At 62.7% G+C, this 18,897-nt stretch carries 17 protein-coding genes; 2 read left to right on the top strand and 15 right to left on the bottom strand.

All coding sequences use genetic code 11. The features are described from left to right. Window positions 1-10: 10 nt before the first annotated feature. From A3AS_RS0133235 to A3AS_RS0133195, 9 genes are all read right to left on the bottom strand, one after another. On the bottom strand, window positions 11-694 hold the full coding sequence (locus A3AS_RS0133235) for a DUF2848 domain-containing protein (protein ID WP_049815058.1): 684 nt from the start codon (window positions 692-694) through the stop codon (window positions 11-13). Continuing rightward, window positions 678-1,370, bottom strand: coding sequence for an ABC transporter ATP-binding protein (locus A3AS_RS0133230; protein WP_018321806.1), 693 nt, complete (start codon window positions 1,368-1,370; stop codon window positions 678-680). Before A3AS_RS0133230 ends, A3AS_RS0133235 begins: the two co-directional genes overlap by 17 nt. Next, window positions 1,370-2,116 (bottom strand): ABC transporter ATP-binding protein, encoded by a 747-nt coding sequence (locus A3AS_RS0133225; protein WP_018321805.1) that lies wholly within the window; start codon window positions 2,114-2,116, stop codon window positions 1,370-1,372. Before A3AS_RS0133225 ends, A3AS_RS0133230 begins: the two co-directional genes overlap by 1 nt. Next, window positions 2,113-3,036, bottom strand: a complete 924-nt coding sequence (locus A3AS_RS0133220) for a branched-chain amino acid ABC transporter permease (RefSeq protein ID WP_026202622.1) — start codon at window positions 3,034-3,036, stop codon at window positions 2,113-2,115. The genes A3AS_RS0133225 and A3AS_RS0133220 overlap by 4 nt, the downstream gene beginning before the upstream one ends. After that, entirely contained in the window at window positions 3,036-3,935 is a 900-nt protein-coding gene (locus A3AS_RS0133215) for a branched-chain amino acid ABC transporter permease (protein ID WP_018321803.1), read from the bottom strand. Before A3AS_RS0133215 ends, A3AS_RS0133220 begins: the two co-directional genes overlap by 1 nt. A gap of 46 nt (window positions 3,936-3,981) precedes the next feature. Continuing rightward, window positions 3,982-5,265: an ABC transporter substrate-binding protein gene (locus A3AS_RS0133210; RefSeq protein WP_018321802.1), complete on the bottom strand. Its 1,284-nt coding sequence runs from the start codon at window positions 5,263-5,265 to the stop codon at window positions 3,982-3,984. Between the two features lie 157 nt (window positions 5,266-5,422). Then, window positions 5,423-5,803 (bottom strand): hypothetical protein, encoded by a 381-nt coding sequence (locus tag A3AS_RS0133205; RefSeq protein WP_018321801.1) that lies wholly within the window; start codon window positions 5,801-5,803, stop codon window positions 5,423-5,425. Window positions 5,804-5,820: 17 nt separating this feature from the next. After that, the gene (locus A3AS_RS0133200) at window positions 5,821-7,290 is read right to left on the bottom strand and encodes a 4-hydroxyphenylacetate 3-hydroxylase family protein (RefSeq protein ID WP_018321800.1); all 1,470 of its coding nucleotides are present in this window, start codon (window positions 7,288-7,290) and stop codon (window positions 5,821-5,823) included. A gap of 21 nt (window positions 7,291-7,311) precedes the next feature. Then, window positions 7,312-7,830, bottom strand: coding sequence for a flavin reductase family protein (locus A3AS_RS0133195; protein ID WP_018321799.1), 519 nt, complete (start codon window positions 7,828-7,830; stop codon window positions 7,312-7,314). A 142-nt stretch (window positions 7,831-7,972) separates the two neighbouring features. On the opposite strand from A3AS_RS0133195, the gene A3AS_RS0133190 reads away from it, so the two are divergent. Continuing rightward, window positions 7,973-8,581: a MarR family winged helix-turn-helix transcriptional regulator gene (locus A3AS_RS0133190; RefSeq protein WP_018321798.1), complete on the top strand. Its 609-nt coding sequence runs from the start codon at window positions 7,973-7,975 to the stop codon at window positions 8,579-8,581. A gap of 708 nt (window positions 8,582-9,289) precedes the next feature. Further along, window positions 9,290-10,729 carry an FAD-binding oxidoreductase gene (locus A3AS_RS0133185; protein WP_049815057.1) on the top strand — a complete coding sequence of 480 codons (1,440 nt, stop codon included), beginning with the start codon at window positions 9,290-9,292 and terminating at the stop codon, window positions 10,727-10,729. 249 nt (window positions 10,730-10,978) lie between these two features. On the opposite strand, the gene A3AS_RS0133180 is transcribed toward A3AS_RS0133185, so the two are convergent. From A3AS_RS0133180 to thrC, 6 genes are all read right to left on the bottom strand, one after another. After that, window positions 10,979-12,301, bottom strand: coding sequence for an FAD-binding oxidoreductase (locus A3AS_RS0133180; protein ID WP_018321796.1), 1,323 nt, complete (start codon window positions 12,299-12,301; stop codon window positions 10,979-10,981). A gap of 147 nt (window positions 12,302-12,448) precedes the next feature. After that, window positions 12,449-13,921 (bottom strand): aldehyde dehydrogenase family protein, encoded by a 1,473-nt coding sequence (locus A3AS_RS0133175; RefSeq protein WP_026202621.1) that lies wholly within the window; start codon window positions 13,919-13,921, stop codon window positions 12,449-12,451. 75 nt (window positions 13,922-13,996) lie between these two features. Further along, on the bottom strand, window positions 13,997-15,166 hold the full coding sequence (locus A3AS_RS0133170; protein ID WP_026202620.1) for an alanine racemase: 1,170 nt from the start codon (window positions 15,164-15,166) through the stop codon (window positions 13,997-13,999). A 26-nt stretch (window positions 15,167-15,192) separates the two neighbouring features. Then, window positions 15,193-16,065 carry a GNAT family N-acetyltransferase gene (locus A3AS_RS0133165; protein ID WP_018321793.1) on the bottom strand — a complete coding sequence of 291 codons (873 nt, stop codon included), beginning with the start codon at window positions 16,063-16,065 and terminating at the stop codon, window positions 15,193-15,195. Between the two features lie 370 nt (window positions 16,066-16,435). Then, window positions 16,436-17,404: a homoserine kinase gene (locus tag A3AS_RS0133155; RefSeq protein WP_018321791.1), complete on the bottom strand. Its 969-nt coding sequence runs from the start codon at window positions 17,402-17,404 to the stop codon at window positions 16,436-16,438. A 34-nt stretch (window positions 17,405-17,438) separates the two neighbouring features. After that, on the bottom strand, window positions 17,439-18,866 hold the full coding sequence (gene thrC / locus A3AS_RS0133150; RefSeq protein ID WP_018321790.1) for a threonine synthase: 1,428 nt from the start codon (window positions 18,864-18,866) through the stop codon (window positions 17,439-17,441). Window positions 18,867-18,897 lie beyond the last annotated feature (31 nt).

Genomic DNA, 18,897 nt, shown 5'->3' with positions numbered 1-18,897 from the left:
AGCAGAACGTTCAGGAGACGACTGGAAGTACGTCGACATCGTAACCATGCGTCAACGAGCGGTTAAGGATCGGATCCTTCAGCTCCATCTCGAAGCGCGTCCCCGGCCGAATGCCGCCGATCGCGCCCGGCGTACCGCAGAACATCAGCGTGCCGGCTGGTAGCATGTCCGTGCCGGTGTAGCGACGAATGAGATCGCGCGGCGTCCTGAGCGAGGACACCGGGCTGTCCTGGTAGAGCACCCGTTTTCCGTCAATCGTCGCCCACGAGTGAAGGATCAGCTCATCCCAGTGCCCCTCGACATCGGCATATGACCAGAGCTGCGGGCCGACCGGCTTGCCGCAGAGCTGCTTCGAAAGGGCGATGCCCGACGCTTCGGCCTTGCGATCGGTATGGTCGGAGCCGACGCCGACCCAGAGCCCGTCAGCCATGGCGACGATGACGGGTTCGACCTCGCCGGAACTGTCGGGGCCGAGGACGGTCAGCCGGCTTTGCTGGGTCAATGTTTGCGCCGCGACGCGGTAGTAGAGCGGTGTCGTCGAGGGGCGCGGAATGCCCAGCGCAGCCAGCTCCTCGATATGGTGCTCGATCGCCGCGGCATCCCTGCCCGCCCAGCCGGCAATGACGAGGGAGTCGATGTCTATCCCGACATGGTCGGCCCTGTCCATTGCGAGGCGGTCAAATTGCAGCAACATGGAATTCCCTATCCTTGGTCGAGGTCGTCAGGATTTCGCCGCGCTCGATCTGCAGCGTCGTGTCGGCGATCCGGTCGAGCAGCGCGGGCGACGATTCCGTAATCAGCATGGCGAGTTCGGGCCGATACTTTCGCAATTCGCCGAGCGTTCGCGCATAGTCGAGCGCGAGGGCCGGTGCCAGACCTTGGAACGGCTCGTCGAGCAGCAGAACCTTGCGTGCGACCGTCAGCGCGCGCCCCAGCGCGACCATCTTGCCCTGCCCTCCGGAAACGCCGCCGGCCGGCCGGGACCGCATCACGTGCAATTCGGGCAACAGCTGGTAGATCTCGTCGAGCCTGCGCGCGATCTCGGCGCGGTCGAGCTTCAGCGCCAGGGCCGGGAGGCGGATGTTCTCCTCCACACTCAACTCCGGAATCAGGCGCCGGTCCTCCGGCGCATAACCGATCCCGGCGCGGGCGCGGGTGTAGGCAGGCCTGCTGCCGAGATCGTCAGCATCGAGGCGGACAGAGCCTTGGTCCATCGCGATGAGGCCCATGATTGCGCGCAGCGTCGTGGTCTTGCCGGCGCCATTGCGCCCGATCAGCACCGTCGTCTTGCGCGCGATGATCTCGCAACTGACGCCGCGCAGCACACGGACGCCCTCGATCGAGACGCTGACCTTGTCGAGACCGAGCATCAGGCCACCCCTACGACACGCTGGCGCACCTGCGCATTGCTGAACACCTCGTCGGGCCGTCCCTCGGCCATGATGTTGCCGGCGTTCCAGACCAGGACGCGGCTCGCGTAGCGCGCGACCACATCCATGTCGTGCTCCACGAACAATGCGGTGATGCGGCGCTGGCGCAGAGCGCTCATGAGCGCCTCCATGAGCGGGAAGCGTTCGAGAGCGCTCACCCCGCTGGTTGGCTCGTCGAGCAGGAGCAGCCGGGGCTTGAGCGCCAGCGCGACCGCGATATCCAGCAGCTTGCGATGCCCTTCGGGAAGCGTGCTGCTGATCCGGTCGGCATCGTCGGCAAGTCCGACCAGGTCGAGCAGCGCCCTCGCCTCGTCGCGCCGTCTCGCGGTTTCGAGCGGCTGCACCGCGCTCCACAGACCATCGGTTGCCGCCAGCGCCAGCATCATGTTGTCGATCACACGCTGTGCGGAGAAGAGTTGCGGGATCTGGAATGCGCGGGCGACGCCGCGGCGCGCGATGGCGCGCGGCGACAGACGGGTGATGTCGTCGCCGTCGAGCAGCACGCTGCCCGATTTGGGGCGGATGTAGCCCGTGCAGATGTTGAGCAGCGTCGTCTTGCCAGATCCGTTCGGACCGATGATCGCGAGGAACTCGCCGTCATGGATCGCGATGCTGACATCGTCGGCGGCCTTGACGCCGTTGAATGAGACGTGAAGGCCCCTGGCTTCCAGGATGGGACGGGTCATAGGCTCGTCGCCTCCTTGCGCGCGAACAATCCATAGACCCCTTGCGGCATGAACATGATCACGATGATCAGTGTCATGCCCACGATCAAATTCCAGGAATCGGTGACGGTGACCGCGGCGCTGTGCAGCAGTTCCAGGAACAGGGCACCGATGAATGCGCCCGGCACGCCACCGATGCCGCCGAGCACGGCGATCAGCACGAGGTGGCCGGATGCGGTCCAGAACGCGAAGTCCGGGACCACGCGACCGATCGCAAACCCGGCGATCGCGCCGCCAAGGCCGGCGAGCGCCGCCGAGACGACATAGGCGATCAGCAGAACCGCCCAAACCGGAATGCCCAGATATTCGAGCCGGATTTCGTTGGTGTGGACGGCCGAGAGCGCGTGACCGAGCGGGCTGTTCAGGTAGCGCTGCACGGCCAGACCGACGAGCACCATCAGCCCCAGGCTGAGATAGAACAGCACGCTCTTGAACGCCGGCTCGCCAAGCACGATCCCGAAAACCGCCGGGATCGGCACCGCCATGCCGTCGGTCCCGCCGGTGACGCCGTAGAGCTTCGCGCACAGCGCGTAGAACACCATGGAGACCGCGAGGTTCAACATCGCGAAGAAGATCGCGCGATAGCGGACGAGAAACGATCCTGCAATGGCGCCAACGAGCGCCCCGCTCAGCACCGACAGGATCAGCAACAGGCCAAGGTCGTTGACCCCTGCGCGCGCCAGGAACGCGACCGCATAGGCGCTGGCGGCAAAGAACATCGCGTGTCCTATCGAGATCAGCCCGGCGCGGAGCAGCACGGCGACGCCGAGTGCCGCAAAGCCCTTGGCGATCGCCAGAGTGAGGACGAATTGAAGCCAGGGCGCGGCCACAGGCAACAGTGCGAGGACGAGGACCGCCGCGGCGGCAGTGATCGTTCGCATCATATCCTCCGCGCCGTCATCGATCCGAACAGGCCGTAGGGACGGATCAGGAGAACGACAAGCATGGCTGCATAGGGCGCGACGGCATCCAGCGAGGGGGCCAGATAGATCGCCAGCACGCGTGCCAGGCCCACGATCAGGGAGGCCAATGCGGCTCCTTCGATCTGTCCGAGACCGCCTATCGCTGCAACCGCAAAGGCGAGCACCATGGTGTCAGCGCCGAGGCCCGGCGCGATGCCTGAGGTCGGCGTGGCCAACGCGCCGCCCAATGCTGCCAGGAACACGCCGAGCGAAAACGCCAGGATGAAGATCCTGTTAGTGTCGATGCCGATCGACTGCGCCATCTCGCGATCGGTCACGACGGCCGTGACCAGGCGCCCCAGCCGGGTGTGGTTGATCAGGAGCCTCAGGCCGATCACGACGAGGAACGCCATCCCAATCAGGAGGATCTGGTAGTTGAGATAGACGACGCCGCCGATTGAGGTGGTGCCGAGCAGCCGCATCGGCGCGTCTTCGTAGAAGGACTGCACGCCGAAGATCACGCGCTGGAGATCCTCCAGGATGAGGAACAGTCCGAACGTGATCAGGATCTGCACCGCCTCCGATTTTCCGTAAGTCCAGCGGACCAAGCCGCGCTCGATCAGCGGACCGAATATCGCCGCAACGCATGCGGCGCTGAACAAAAGTGCCGCGAAGGACAAGTACGGATTGAGCTGCCGGCTCGCAATGAACAGGCAGATCGAGGCCGCGACATAGCCACCAATCGAATACAGGCTGCCATGGGCGACGTTGAGGACGCGCAGGACGCTGAACACGAGAGTCAGGCCGACCGCCGCGAAGAAGATCAACGCGGCGCTTGCTAGGCTGTCCAACAGCAAGGGGATGACTGCATTCAACATCGGCCTATGCCTTCCGTCATCGAAATCAGGTGAACGTCATCCCGGCCTATTTGTAGCTTCCCGGCTTCGGCAGGCGCTTGGCGAACTCGGGCTTGAGTGTCGCAATCCAGGCCAGCGGATCTTGACCCGCCTGCGGCATCAGGCTGTCGCCCTTGTAGCGGACCATGTCGGCGATGACGGGAAACTGCTGCCCCGACGTCTTCACGGTCACGCCGACGATCTGGTCGACGAGGCCGTCATTGTCGGCCCGCGTCTGCGCGGTGCCGGTCAAGGTCTCGACCTTGCTGCCCTTCATGGCATCGGCGAGCTCGGCACGCGTCGGCCATTTACCGCCGTTCTTCTGCATCGCGGCCTCATAGGCCGCCTTCACGTAGATCAGCGTGTTGGCCATCTTGATCGACGGGAACACCGGATACTCGCCGAAGCGAGCCTTGTAGGCTTCGGCAAACTTCACCGTTTCCGGCTTCTTCTTGGCGTCCGGCGACATCCACCAGCCATCGCCGAGAACACCGACGATCACCCCATCAGGCAACGGCACGCGCTGCAGCACGGTCTCGCCGAGCGCCAGGATCACCTGACTGGAGGTGAATATCCCACGCGGTGCGGCCTGACGAACGAAGTTCTCGAGATCGGCGCCCCAGAGGTTTGAGAAGACGACGTCCGGGCGCGCGGTGGCGAGGCGAGAAATCTCGGTCTGATAGTTCGGCGAGCCCAGCTTCGGATAGAGCTCGGCGACAATCTCGACGTCCGGCTTCAGGGCTTTCAGCGCCGCGGTGAAGATTTTGGCTGCGTCATGCCCGAACGCATAGTCCGGATTGATGATCGCAACCGTCTTCACATCGGGTTTGCGGTCCAGCAGGTAGATCGCGTAGGCGATGAATTCCGGCACCGTGTTGCCGTTCGGGCGAAACACATATTTGCTCTTGCCGTCCATCAGCAGCTGATGGGTATCGCAGTTCCAGCCCACGGTGGGGACCTCGAGCTGCTCGGCGAGCGGCGCCAGCGCGAGGCAGTTCGCGCTCGACAAGGCCGCGATCATGACCTGGTTCTTCGCGTCCCCGGCGAGCCGGCGATATTCCGCGATCACACCCTGCGCGCCCTGGGTTTCGTCGACATAGGTCGCGCTGACCGGCACGCCACCGATGCCGCCCTTTGCATTGATCTCGTCGATCATGAGGTCGGCGGCGTTCTTGCCCGGCATGCCGTAGGCTGCGGCAGGCCCCGACGTGAACGTGAAGATGCCCAGTCCCAACGCGCTCGGCTTGTCCTGCGCAGCGACCGGCGTCGCGGCCACCACACCGAGCGCGAGCGCCCCGGCAAGTCCGTCCACCGCCCATCGGACTTTGCTCTGCGGCCCACCGCGATCCAGCCTGAAGAGCCCTTCAAGTGACGACAGGCAACGCGCAACTACGGCAGAGATACCTCTAGACATCATGACTTCTCTTCCCCTGTGCTGGTCGAATGATGTTGTGCGGCAGCGATCCGGATCACACCGGATCGAAATAGTGCATCTCCAGAAGCAGGCAGCCGTTCACGGACTTGAACGGGCCATGCGGAGCGTGCGGCGGCCGGCAGGCATAGGTGTTCGGAGGGAAGCTCTTGCCGCCCTCGCCGTTCGCATCGTTGCCGACGATCAAATCGCCCGAGACGAGATAGACCTCTTCCCAATATTCGTGCGAGAACGGCGCGGTCGTGTAGACCCCCGGCGCGAAGCGGAGCAGCCGCGTCCGCGTCCCGCGCCGGTTCTCCTCGTCCAGTCCGCCAGAGATGATCTTCTGCTGGATGCCGGACGGATATCCCGCCGGCACTTCCCAGCCAGTGGTCATATCGAGCGTATGGAATTCGTCGTGCTTCTTGTTGACGGGCATGGGTTGTCTCCTTCGGATCAGGCGGCTTTGCTGGCGGGCGAGACGCCGTTGAGGTCGTAGGAATCGAGCATGGTCTGCACCAGCCGGTCGGCGCCGGCCCAGTCGTAGGTGCGATAGGAATGGCCTTTGGTGACGAAGGTCGCGCCGGCGTAGAACATCTCGTATTGCTGATGGCGCGAGCCGAACTCGGAGCCCACGGCATCCCAGGCGAGCTTGTAGAACTTCACGCGGTCATGCGAATTGGCCTTCGGCGACTGCTGGGTCTTGCCGATGAGGGCCGCGATCTCGGGGTTGTCGAAGTCCTCAACCGACGAAGGCAGCATGATCATGCCGCCGCCGGCGAGCTCGCGCAGCGTGTTGATGATGTGCGCGTACAGCTGCTGGGTCAGCACCTGCGCGGAGTAGAGCGTGTGCCGGTCCGGGATGAAATAGGGACCGACCTGCGTGCCCTTGGCCTCCATCGCAGCCACGAGGGCGTCGACCATGCCGGTCTCGGCCGCGAGCTGGCCGAGCATTTCGCGCACCTGCGGGAACTGGGTGACGCCGTTCATGTCGGCGGTCCGATGCGCAAGCCCGGTCAGGAATTTGAGCTTCACGCTTAATCGCACCATCGCCTGATAGTTCTGATAGACGTGACAGGGCGTGGCATGAAACTGCTTCTGGCACATTTCGACGTTGCCTTCGATGAAGACCCGGTCCCACGGCACCTTCACGTCGTCGAAATAGAGAACCGAATCGTTCTCGTCGAAACGGCTGGACAAGGGATTGTCGAACACGGCACCCGCGGCATCCTCGTAGGACTTGCGCGACAGCATCTTGAGGCCCTTCGTGTTCATCGGAATTGCGAAGGACATCGCATAGCGCTCTTCGCCGGGACGCATCGGCTGGATGGTCGTGACGAAGACTTCGTCGGCGACCACACCGCCGGTGGCGAGCATCTTGGCGCCGCGGATCGTGATGCCTTCGGCGTCGCGGTCGACGACGCCGGCGGTGAGGAACGGATCCGCCTGTTCGGCCGCGCCTTTCGAACGATCGGCCTGCGGATTGATGATGACGTAGGTAAGATAGAGATCCCGATCGCGGGCGTAGCGGTAGTAGCTCTCGAGCGCGCCGGCGCGGGCCGGATCATAGGCTTTGAAGACGTCGAGGCCCATGTAGAGCCCGGAAATGCAGGACGCCACGTGGTCCGGAGCGCGTCCCATGAAGCCGGCATGCAGCGAGGCCCACGCTTCGAGCGCCTTGCGTCGCGTCACGAGTTCGGCATAGGAGGCTGGAAGCTGCCAGATGCGGTTGGCGCGACCCGCGCCCGTGTCGAACGTCATCAGTTCCGCGTTGTCCGGAGCGCTCGCAAAGTCGAACAGGCCCGCCATGGAGCTCGCGAGATTGCGAAAGGCATGGTGCGTCGTGACATCGCCGACCGAGGCGCCGTTGATGTAGATGGTCCGGCCGTCCTTCAGGCCTGACAGATATTCCTTTGCGCTGCGCATCGCAGTTTCTCCGGTTCGAAACTAGTAGTGAATGGGAAGCGGCCAGGTTGGCTCGCGCTCGGTTTCATCGACGAGATCGCGGTATCGGCCGCGAAAGAAGATCAGGGGAGCGGCTGCCTCGGCGCGACTCGCGTGCCTGATGACGCGGACGAGGAAGATCACGTGGTCACCGCCCTCGTAGACCGCATACGGTGCACATTCGAAATGCGCCATCGCGCCCGAGATCAGCGGTGCCTCGGCATGGCCGACCGACGTCCTCACCTGGTCCCATTTGTTGGAGAGAGCGCGCGCGAACTGGTTGGAGATGTTTTCCTGGTCGCGCGCCAGGATGTTCACGGCAAAACCTTTGGCCTCGAGCATCGCAGGCAGGCTGCGCGCCTTGCGGTCGACGCTGAAAAGAACGAGCGGCGGATCGAGGGAGACGGAGTTGAACGAGCTCATGGTCATGCCAATGAGCTCTTCGCCGCTCCCGCGCGCGGTCACCACCGCAACGCCGGTGGCGAATTCGCCGAGAGCACGCCTGAATGCACGATCCTCCATGGACACCGCCTCGTCGCCCGGTCCTGATTTATAATTCCCAGATAGCTTTCTGACAAAGCTACTTTAGAATGTCAATACCCTTGCTGACAGTGCGCATGCGTGCTCTTTAGGCAGCTTCCAACGCTCTGATTTTGCGGAGAGAATGCCAGTGTTTGATGCGCTGTTGACAACGTCGAAGCCTGAGTTGCTCGACAAGGATGGAGATCGCACGCTTCGCGGCGTCCTCTACGACTACTTTGCATTCGGACGGAGCCTGGAAGCTGCGCGCGAGATCTTCGCGAGCTTTGTTGGCCTGTCCCCCACTCAGTATTTGATCCTGATCGCCATCAAGAATTCAACGGCGGAAAAGCCGATGGGGGTCAATCAGGTCGCCGAGCGCCTGTATCTAAGTGGTGCCTTCGTCACCAACGAGATCAACAAGCTGGTGTCTGACGGTCTGATCGAAAAAAGCCCTCACCCGGGCGACGGGCGGCGCGTGCAGCTCACGCTGACCGAACACGGGATAAACCTGTTGGTCCGTCTCGCCGCCTTGCAACGCCCGGTGAATGACGCGCTGTTTGGCATGTTGACGCGCGAGGAGTTCAGAGTGCTCTCCCAAATGCTCTCTCGTCTTGCTTCCAACGCCGAAAGCGCGTTGAAGCTTGCCGAGCACGTCCGGACAACGCTCACGTCCCAGAATAACGAAGCGTCCCGCACCGAGCCGAGAGTTCGCACGAAGCGACGAGCAAGCCGTCAAAGCCTGCGGGAGTGACTATTTCGACCAAGGCGTTGGGTGCTTCTGACCGCACTGGACTAGCGACTGCGTCGTCATAACGAGGGCAGTGCTCTCGATTGAGTCCGTGAGTCGCCCAACCGCATTGATTGAAGTGGAAAGGACTTCAGCCGCAGGACTGAGACTGTTGGTCAGCACTTGCCCTTCCCTTCCGCCAGAATTTGGCGTGCAGGCTGAACCACAAAGCCCCCTCGACGTTGGCTGTCATGAGATTTTTCTTGATCTCCCGGTGCACACGTCGTGCACACGCCGCCCTCTAACCAATTGAAAACTTATACTCTCGCTCCAATCCATCATGGGCAAGTTTGAGCTAGCTCCAGCAATCGATGTCCAATTGGAGCCAATTCAAGGAGGTTTCGTCCATCACCTCTTCCCATGAGCCACGGCACGGAGAGAGTGTCAGTCAACCTCCATTGAAATATGTACCGTTTTTCGATTCAGCACAGAGCAACCTACGATCTTGGCTACGGTAGCGACGCCCCACTTCAAGCATCAGGGATAGATGACCCGTGAAGTCATCGACTACTTCTCTCAAGTCCCAGACGCCTCGCGAGAAAGTGTTCGACGGCGGCGCAAGCTGCCGACAATCGTAGTAATTCAGCATTGGTTTCTTCTGAATGACCCTCCAACGGCAGCCAATGCGGCACAAACGCGCAAAGATGGCCCGATGCCAATTGGGAGCTGAGCATGTCCCAGTCAGTACACGTTCGGGCCTTTCGCGACCTTGTCGGCGACGGAGGCGTCGTTGACGACCCGGAGCGGATGGCTACCTACACGACGGATCAACGCCAGCTCTCCACGGGCTCGACGTTTGCCGTGCTGAAGCCGGCGACGACGAAGCAAGTCGCCGACATCGTGCGGCTGGCGGCGCATCATGGTATCGGAATCGTTCCGCAGGGCGGCAATACCAGCTACTGCGGCGGTGCGACACCGGACGCTTCCGGACGCCAGATTATCGTGAGCCTCGAGCGGATGGACAGGATTCGCGAAGTCGATCCCGTCTCCATGAGCATCTCTGTGGACGCCGGCGCCATCCTGAAGAACGTACAGGACGCCGCGGCGGCCACCGGACTTCTGTTGCCGCTCAGCCTCGGCGCGGAAGGCAGTTGCCGGATCGGCGGTAACATCGGGACGAATGCCGGCGGGCTATCGGTCGTCAGGTACGGAATGACGCGTGATCTGCTGCTCGGAATTGAGGCGGTGCTGTCGGACGGCACGGTGGTCTCCGACATGCGCAAGCTGCGGAAGAACAATACCGGCTACGATGTCAAACAGTGCTTCGTCGGAAGCGAGGGGACTCTGGGCATAGTTACGGGCGCAGTGTTGCGTCTCGCGCCCCTGCCGACCCGCCGCGCGACTGCCTGGCTGAAGCTCGCGAGCGGCGCGCCGCTCGCCGAGCTTCTCGCTCTGGTCCGTCGCGAATCCGCGGACCTGCTGACCACTTTCGAATTCATGGCGGCCCGATCCATCGCGCTTGCGACCGACGCAATGACCGACCCGCGCTCCCTTGGAGCGGGCCCAGCTGGCGCCGTCCTCGTCGAGTTAGCCTCTTCCTCACGTCATCTCGATCTCGACGAACTGATGGAAGCCGTACTGGCCGAGGCGATCGAGTCCGGATGGATCGAGGACGCACTGCTGGCGCAGAGCGAATCGCAGCGGACCGCGATGTGGCGGCTCCGCGAGACCATCCCCGAGGGCGAGAAGCGCCGGAACGGGTCGGTCAAGCACGATATCTCGGTACCGCTTTCCTCCATTCAGCGCTTCCTAGATCTGGCCGGCTCACAGGTGCGAGCATACGACGCCGACCTTGAGCTCTCCGTGTACGGCCATGTCGGCGACGGCAATCTGCACTACAACGTGCTCGTTCCCGCCGGCGTCGACCGCATCGAGTTCACCAAGCGGATCGAAAGCAGCCTGTCTCTGCAACTCTACGATACAGCCGCAGCGCTCGGCGGTACGTTCAGCGCGGAGCATGGCGTCGGCCGATTCAAGAAGCATCTTCTGGAGCGGTACGGCGATCTCGGGCGCATCGCGGCGATGCGCCGGATCAAGACCGCCTTTGATCCGGCGGACATCATGAACGCTGGCGCGATCGTCTGCCCATTGGGAGAGAAGTCTGCCCGTTGAACCATCGGCCGGCGAGTTGGCGATCCTTTCCAAACGGTGGGTCTTCGGCCGATGCACCTCGATCAGCCAAATCGTCTTGTCCATAAAGAAGAAAGAGCCACTCCGAAGGAGTGGCTCAAGTTGGGGAGGAAACGCCCCTTAGGGACTGCTAAATCGCGATCAGGTCCCGCACGGGGATAAGGATCTTCGAGCACAGCTCCGAGTCCTTTGCTCGCCACGGTACGTCGGGCCTGACGTCCGGCTCGATCTTCAGATGGCGGCGATGTCCAGCTTGGAACCATCGACCAGACGCGACAGCCGGAACGGCGTCGGATCGACGCAAGGCGTGTCGCTTACGACAAGCTCTGCGGCCAGATAGCCGAGCCCCGGGCCCAGACCGAAGCCGTGACCCGAGCAGCCCGCCGCGAGGACGAGGCCATCCACCCCGTCCACCTGCGATACCACGGGCACTGCGTCCGGCGTGCAATCGACGAAGCCGCCCCAGGCGCTATCGATCTCTATTTCGCCGAGTTGGGGGAAGGTTTTCCGGACACTCTCCACCACTTGGCTCTCCAGCCATTTCAAGGGCGGAGGGTCCAGCACGCGATTCTGTTCGAAGATCCGGTCGTCGTTGGTCAGCAGCGCCGGCAATGAATCCGGCCCCGAAACGAACGATTGGCCGATGCCGAGCCTGACGTTCTTCAGGCGACGCAAGAACTGCGGCATGAATTGCCGGCTATACCGGATGGCCTGGGGCGTGATTTCGAGGTTCGCCTTGCCGCTGATCGCAAGCGTGTAGCTGCCGTCCAGTCGGCGCGTAATCGTGCAATAGGGTGTGGAGACCGCCTCGCCTATGTTGATTGTCGGCGTGGAACGCAGCGCGGTCTGCCGGATGCTCGCTTGGGGGAAACTGATCCCGAGCGGCCGAAGGAAGCGCGAGGACCAGGCGCCGGCGGCGCACAGCACAGCACTGGTTCTGATGTAGCCCTTCTCCGTGTGCACGCCCGCAATCCTGCCATTGGCCAAGTCGAGCGCCCGCGCGGCGCATCCCTGGTGGATCGTGGCGCCCAGAACTCTAGCCCCCTCAGCGATAGCCGGTGCGGCGAGCGCAGGTTCGGCCTTGCCGTCTCGCGCCGAATAGGTCCCGCCGACCCATTTGTCGCGCGCTTCGGGGACGCGCTCGGCCACCTCGGCCCGGCTCAGCACGCGGGTATCGACGCCGTACTCCCTGGCGACCTCGCGCCACTTTTCCCAGCCCGCGAGCACAGCCTCGTCATGGGTCGCATAGACGAGACCGCAGCGACGAAATCCAAGGTCCCGATTGATATCGCGCGTGAGCTCGTCCCACAGCCGCATGGAGAGCACCGATAGCGGCAGTTCGCGCCGGTCGCGGTTCTGCTGGCGGCACCAACCCCAGTTTCGGCTCGATTGTTCACAGGCGACGTGCCCCTTCTCGAGGAGCGCCACGGAGAGGCCACGCTTCGCCAGGTAATAGGCGGCCGTAGAGCCGAGGATGCCGCCGCCGACGATGACGACGTCGGCCTCGGCCGGGAGACGCTCATCGCTGTGAATGCGCTCGACGTGAGGCGACATGGTCCAACGAACCTCGGCTGCCAAGAATGCGGGAGCAACGTTTCCGATCAGCCCTTCATCGCATCGTGCGCTCGGTAGAATGTGCTGAAATCATCCAGGACTTCGCAAGATGTTCGGTTTTCTGGCCGTTTGAGCGATACGAGATGCTCAAGCGCGAGAGTGATAAAATCCGAGGACGGCCTTGGTCTCGAGATACTCCTCCATGCCCTCGATGCCGTATTCGCGACCGTTGCCGGAGCGCTTGTAGCCGCCGAAAGGTGCGTTGGGGTCCCAGTCAGGATAATTGAGATGGACTTGACCCGACTGGATCTGCCCGGCGACGGTTCGCGCCGTCTCCATATCAGTGCCCTGCACGTGGGCGCCGAGGCCGTAGACGGTGTCATTGGCGATCGCGATCGCTTCGTCCACGGTGTCGTAGGGAATGATCGACAGCACCGGGCCGAAGATCTCCTCCTGCGCGATCCTCATGTCGGGACGGACGTTCGAGAAGATGGTCGGCCGCGCATAGAAGCCAGTCCGGAGATCGTCGGGCCGCCCTCGCCCGCCGATGACGAGCTTGACGCCTTCTTCCAGTCCGACGCCGATCATGGTCTGGATGCGCTCGAACTGCGGCCGGTTGGCGATCGGACCATGGGTCGTGCTTTCCGCAAGGGGATCGCCGACCACCAGTTCAGAAGCGGCCGCCGCGGCCAAGGTCTCGACCTCCTCGATCCGTGAACGGGGCACGAGCATGCGCGTCGGCGCACTGCAGGATTGGCCGAGATTGCGGAACGCGGCGGCGACGCCAAGCGGAACAGCACGGCTGAGATCGGCGTCCGGCAAGATGATATTTGGCGACTTGCCGCCGAGCTCCTGGGCAACGCGCTTGACGGTGGGCGCTGCCGCTTGCGCGACGAGAACGCCGGCGCGCGTCGAGCCGGTGATCGAGATCATGTCGACCAACGGATGCGACGCGAGAGCGGCGCCCACGATCGGACCTGTCCCATTGACGAGGTTGAAGACGCCGGGTGGGCAACCGGCATCGTCCATCAGTTCCGCGAATAGCAAAGCGCTCAGCGGCGATAATTCGCTCGGTTTCAACACCACCGTGCAACCGGCCGCAATCGCCGGGGCCACCTTCGCAGTAATCTGATAAAGTGGCCAGTTCCATGGCGTGATGAGGCCGCAGACGCCGATTGGCTCGCGCATGATCGCGGTGCTGCCGCGCGCGGCGATGAACGGATAATTCGCGAGATTGTCGTGGGCGACGCGGATATGCTCGGCGGCCAACGGCACCTGAGCGCGGCGCGCATAGGTGATCGCAGCTCCCATCTCACACGTAAGCGCCTGCGCGAACAGCTCCAGCCGCTCAAGGAGCAAGGCGTGCATCCGGTCGAGCAGCGCCGCTCTCTGAGCAGGCGGTGTCATGGACCAGGCGGCGAAGGCTCCTCTGGCGGCTGCGATCGCGCAGTCCACATCATCGTCGTCGCCGAGCGCGACGTCGGCGATCGGCTGTTCCGTCGCCGGGTTGACGACAATTGCGGCTGCCGTGACTGATCCGATCGGCTTCCGCCAGTCTCCGTCGATGTAGAATTTTCCGAGAAAGCCGGCTTCCGTCAAATGTCGAAGGGGCGAGGTCATTGGAAGCGATCCTTGATCCGGGAATAGGCGCCGATCGGCGGCGGGAACCAGGGGCTGGGAATGGCCCGGCCAGTGCTACCAGCCGCGCATCCGGGGCCATCGGGCGTGAGTCGCGTCGCCGCCGGCGGAGACGACGTTGTACAACTCGTGTTGCGACGCCGTAGCACAGGCGTGATTGGGGAGAATCCTGACCTTCGCGCCGATCGGAAGATTGGGCAAAGCGTGCGCCGACCCGGGCCTGATGGCGAGGATCCCGTGCTCCTGGCTTGCTTGCGAAACGATCAGGTCCGGATAGACCTTGCCGGCCACGTCGCAGACCAGACCATATCCGTGGTCGACCCGCTGCGCCGCGGTGCCGCGGTCGCGCGACAGCGCCATCCATCCGGCATCGACCAAAATCCAGCCCTTCTCGGGCTTCGTGCCGATCACGGTGGCGAGCACCGAGATCGCGATGTCGTCCGTCGTGCAGACACCAACACCGTGCATGACCAAGTCGAAGAACATGTAGACGCCCGCCCGCATTTCCGTGACGCCGGTCAGGTCTTCGGCGAAATGCGCTGTCGGGGTCGAGCCGACGCTCACGATGGGGCATTGGTGCCCGGCCGCCCGCAAGGCCTCCGCCGCGGCAACCGCTACCGCTCTCTCATTCTCCGCGGCCGCGACGAGAGCCTCGGGCGTGAAGAGGCTGTAGGATTCGCCTGCATGGGTGAGAACGCCGGCAAGCTTGATGCCGGCCTCGCCCAGCGCGACCGCGACTGCAATGAGCTTTGGATCGTCCGCGGTCAGCCCGCCGCGGTGACCATCGCAGTCAATCTCGATGAACGCAGTGGGTGTCACACCAGCGGCACGACCGGCGGCGCCGAGCATCCTCGCCTGCTCCGGCGAATCGAGCAGTACCTTGAGGTCAACGCCTGCTTTGCGCAGACGCATCGCTCTTTCAGCTGTGTGGGGCGCCAGACCCACCGCATAAGTCATGTCGCGAAAACCGTGCCGCGCGAAATACTCGGCTTCCGCCAGGGTAGAAACAGTGATCGGCCCCGATCCGGACGGATAAGCCCGTCGCGCCACGTCGATGGATTTCGCGGTTTTCATGTGGGGACGCAGCACGACGCCCCGCTCCGCCATGCGCGAGAACAGGCGGGCGAGATTGCGATCGAGCCGATGCACGTCGAGCAGGAGAGCCGGCGTTGCCAGCGTGCCGAGCGTTGCGGCCGTCTCGGAGTTCTGGTGATCCGTTCCGCTCATCTCCTCGCGTCGCACGTCGATGTCTCCTAGCCGAACGACTGATTGGGAATCGCAAACACGCGCGCCGGCCCGCTTGATGGTGCCGGCGTGCCCAAGATCATTGTGGTGGCATCGCCAACCTGCTCCAGGCCGATGCCTTCAAGCCAATTCCCGAGCTGCGATGTGGCAGAGGTGTCGATGCGGACAAAACCACTGCCGAGCCGCGCGAGCGCAGCCTCGATCAGCGCCTGTGCATCGGTCTCGGTTTCGGCGACGACGGGACCGATGACATGCCCGCGGCCAAAAAGCCGGGAGATGGCGTAGCCGCGGGCCATGCCGTCACGCTGCAGGAGATAGCTATCACCGCTTTGGAGTAGCTTTTCGAGCATCTGTCGTCTCTCCAAGCCCGTAGCGTCGCGATCGAGTCGCATGATCACCTCGAAATCCGAGGCAGCCATTGGCCTGACGAGCCCCGGCGGCGACTCATGGCGTCCTCTGGGAATTCCCTGATGCTGGTGGATGACCCCGATGGGGACGAAACCGCGCCGCTGGTAAAGCGCTTGGCCTTCGGCGGTCGAATTCAGCGCAATGCTTCGTGGACGCGCGGACGTCAGCAACGCATCCATGAGCCGGGCCCCATAGCCACGGCCCTGAGCGGTCTTCGCGACGATGATCATACCAGCGGAAGCATGGGTTTCGCCATACGGCCACCATGCCGCGGTCCCGATCACCGTCCCAGCGTGTTCCAGAACAAAGCCTTTGCCCAGCTGCAGCGCGACATCCCAATCTTCGAGCCGATAGGGCCAGGACATCTCCTGCGAGAGCTTCAGGGCGCCTTCCAGGTGTGATCTGGCGAATGGAACCAGCACCGCGGCTCGATCGTCGCGATCTCCGGCCTGGTAAGCTGCGGGCTTCATCATTGGTCGACGTTTCTCTTGCTCGCGGTACTTGTCGCCAATACCTGATTGACGGCGAGGTCCACCTGATCCTCGCATCGTCCGCACTGTACGTTTCACCAGACAGCATTACACAATTGGACTGGAGCAAAGTTCGGCATAGAATTTCATTGTTCGCGGCTCGACGCGGCCAATCTGCCGTCAGCGGCGGGCGCGCCAGGACGGCGCTCGAAAGCGGGCCGTCAGAGCTGACGCCTCACATGCGGCGGGAGCACCACTGCAAGCGCCAGACGGTGCGGATTGACGTCGGTTATCACGACGTGTCGCGCGCCGACGCGTCGGGCGCCGCGGCGCGGCCTTCGAGAGTCGGCGTCATAATTCCCTCCAATCTCCGCTAGGGCGCCATTTCGGCGATCATCATGGGGATCTCTCCACGCAGCACGCGCAACATGCGCTCGAAGTGACCCGGATCGTGTGGCTTTAGGAGCGTAGCTTTGCGGGGCAGATATACGTCCCACAGGCGCGACAGTAAAAACCGAAATGCCGCAGCGCGCTGCATCGCGGGAAGCAGCAAGCGCTCCGAAGGAGTCAACCTCCGGACGCTCTCATATGCGTCGAGGAAGGCGATGACTCGCTCCTCGTCGTAACGGCCGGCGGGACCATCGATGCACCAATCATTGACGCACACTGCAATGTCGAACAGAAGCGCGTCGCACCCGGCGAAATAAAAATCAAGAACGCCGGACAGTTGCCCCCGCTCAAACAAGGCGTTGTCGCGAAAGAGATCAGCGTGCACCGGTCCCCTGGGCAGTTGCCGGTAGGTCGAGGACAAAGCGACCTGGTTCTGAAACGCCAATTCACTCGCGAGCAGCGAGCGCTGTCCAGCAGATGCATAGCGGCTGACCACCGGCACAACCTCGTTCCACCACTGGAGGCCGCGCGGATTTATCTGTTGTCGCGGGTAATCGGCCCCAGCCAGGTGCACCTGCGCGAGGAATTTTCCGACGGCACCACAATGCGCGACCGTAGGCTCCATCTCGCTTGCACCGGGAAGCCTGGTAACGACGGCGGCAGGCCGCGCCTTCAGTGAGTGAAGGATTTCGCCGTCACGGTTGGCGACCGGATTGGGGACGGGCATGCCCCGCACCGCAAGATGCTTCATGAAGTGGAGGTAAAACGGCAACTGCTCGAAGGGGAGGCGCTCAAAAATGGTGAGCACGTACCCTTCCCGATCCGTATCGACGAAGTAGTTGGTATTCTCAATTCCGCTGGTGATCCCGCGAACGGAGCGAGGCGCGCCGAGACCCCGCGCTCGAAAGAACGCTGTGACTTGGTCGAATGACAGCTCCGTGAATACGGCCATGGGTTGACGCGACCTTCGTTCCGATATCTGCCGTTCAGCAGGCTTTATCGCGCACAATCTCGGTGATGTAGTTCTTGACAGCCTGGGCATTCGCGGGAAGGACTTTGACCCGCCTCGGCAACTTCTCAATGCCATCGTAGCTTTGCGGGCGATCGGGCTCACGGCCCAGAGCTTCCTTGATCGTCGCGGCGAATTTGATCGGCAGAGCAGTTTCGAGCACAATCATCGGCATCTCGGGACTCGCGTGCATGCGCCCGACCTTCACGCCATCTGCCGTATGTGGATCGATCACGGTGTTCCGACGCTTCCACGTGTCACGGATGGTCGCGAGCCGATCGGCATGTGTGCTCCTTCCGCTACGGAAGCCGAAACGGGCTGTAGGCTCTGCAAATCTGGATTCTCCACTCAGATCGAACGAGCCTCGCTCCCCGAGCTGATCAGCAAACAGCGATTTCGTTCGCTCCGCGTCCCGATCTAACAAGTCGAATACAAAGCGTTCGAGATTTGAAGCCTTGGAGATGTCCATGGACGGGCTTGAGGTTTCGAGCGTGTCTGCGCGACTTCGGACGCGATACACCCCGGTACGGAAAAACTCGTCGAGCACGTCGTTCTCGTTGGTCGCAAGGACCAACCGGGATATTGGAAGCCCCATCATGCGCGCAACATGCCCCGCGCAGATGTTGCCGAAATTCCCCGAAGGCACTGCAAAGCTTACACTTGTCGTCCCCCGTTCGGACGCCTGCAGATAACCGGAGAAGTAATAGACGACCTGCGCAAGGAGCCTCGCCCAGTTGATCGAGTTCACCGCACCGATCTTGTATTTCTGCTTGAATTCCAGATCGCTCGCCACCCGCTTGACGATGTCCTGGCAATCGTCGAAGACGCCTTCTATCGCGATGTTGTGGATGTTGTGGTCCTGGAGGCTGAACATCTGAGCTTGTTGAAAGGCGCTCATTCGTCCGCGGGGCGAGAGCATGAACACCCGCACCCCTTTCTTGCCGCGCATGGCGTATTCTGCCGCGCTTCCGGTATCGCCACTGGTCGCACCAAGAATGTTCAAGTTCTCCTGCCGGCGCGCCAGCTCGTACTCGAGCAGATTGCCGAGCAACTGCATGGCCATGTCCTTGAACGCCAACGTGGGACCATTCGACAGTTCCTGGAGGTAAAGTCCCCTCTCCAGCTTTCGCAGCGGCGCGATGTCAGGCTTTCCGAATATCTCCGGCGTGTAGGTCTTTGCACAGATGGCATTCAGGTCGGCGGAGGGAATATCGCCGACATAGAGCGACAGGATCTCGAAAGCCAGGTTGGCGTAGGACAGCGTACGCCACGCATCCAGCGTGGCGTGGTCCACACGAGGATAGGTTTCCGGGACGTACAGCCCGCCATCCGGGGCGAGGCCTTCAAGCAATGCCTCGCAGAATTGCTTGCGGCCTGAATGGCCGCGCGTGGACACGTACTGCATCGTCAATCTTCTTTAGAGAGGCGGAAGTGGC

Origin of the sequence: Bradyrhizobium sp. WSM2793, from assembly GCF_000379585.1 — a bacterium.
GTDB lineage: Bacteria > Pseudomonadota > Alphaproteobacteria > Rhizobiales > Xanthobacteraceae > Bradyrhizobium.
Note: the sequence above shows the minus strand (reverse complement) of the source record. Positions and strands in the feature narration are given on the sequence as shown.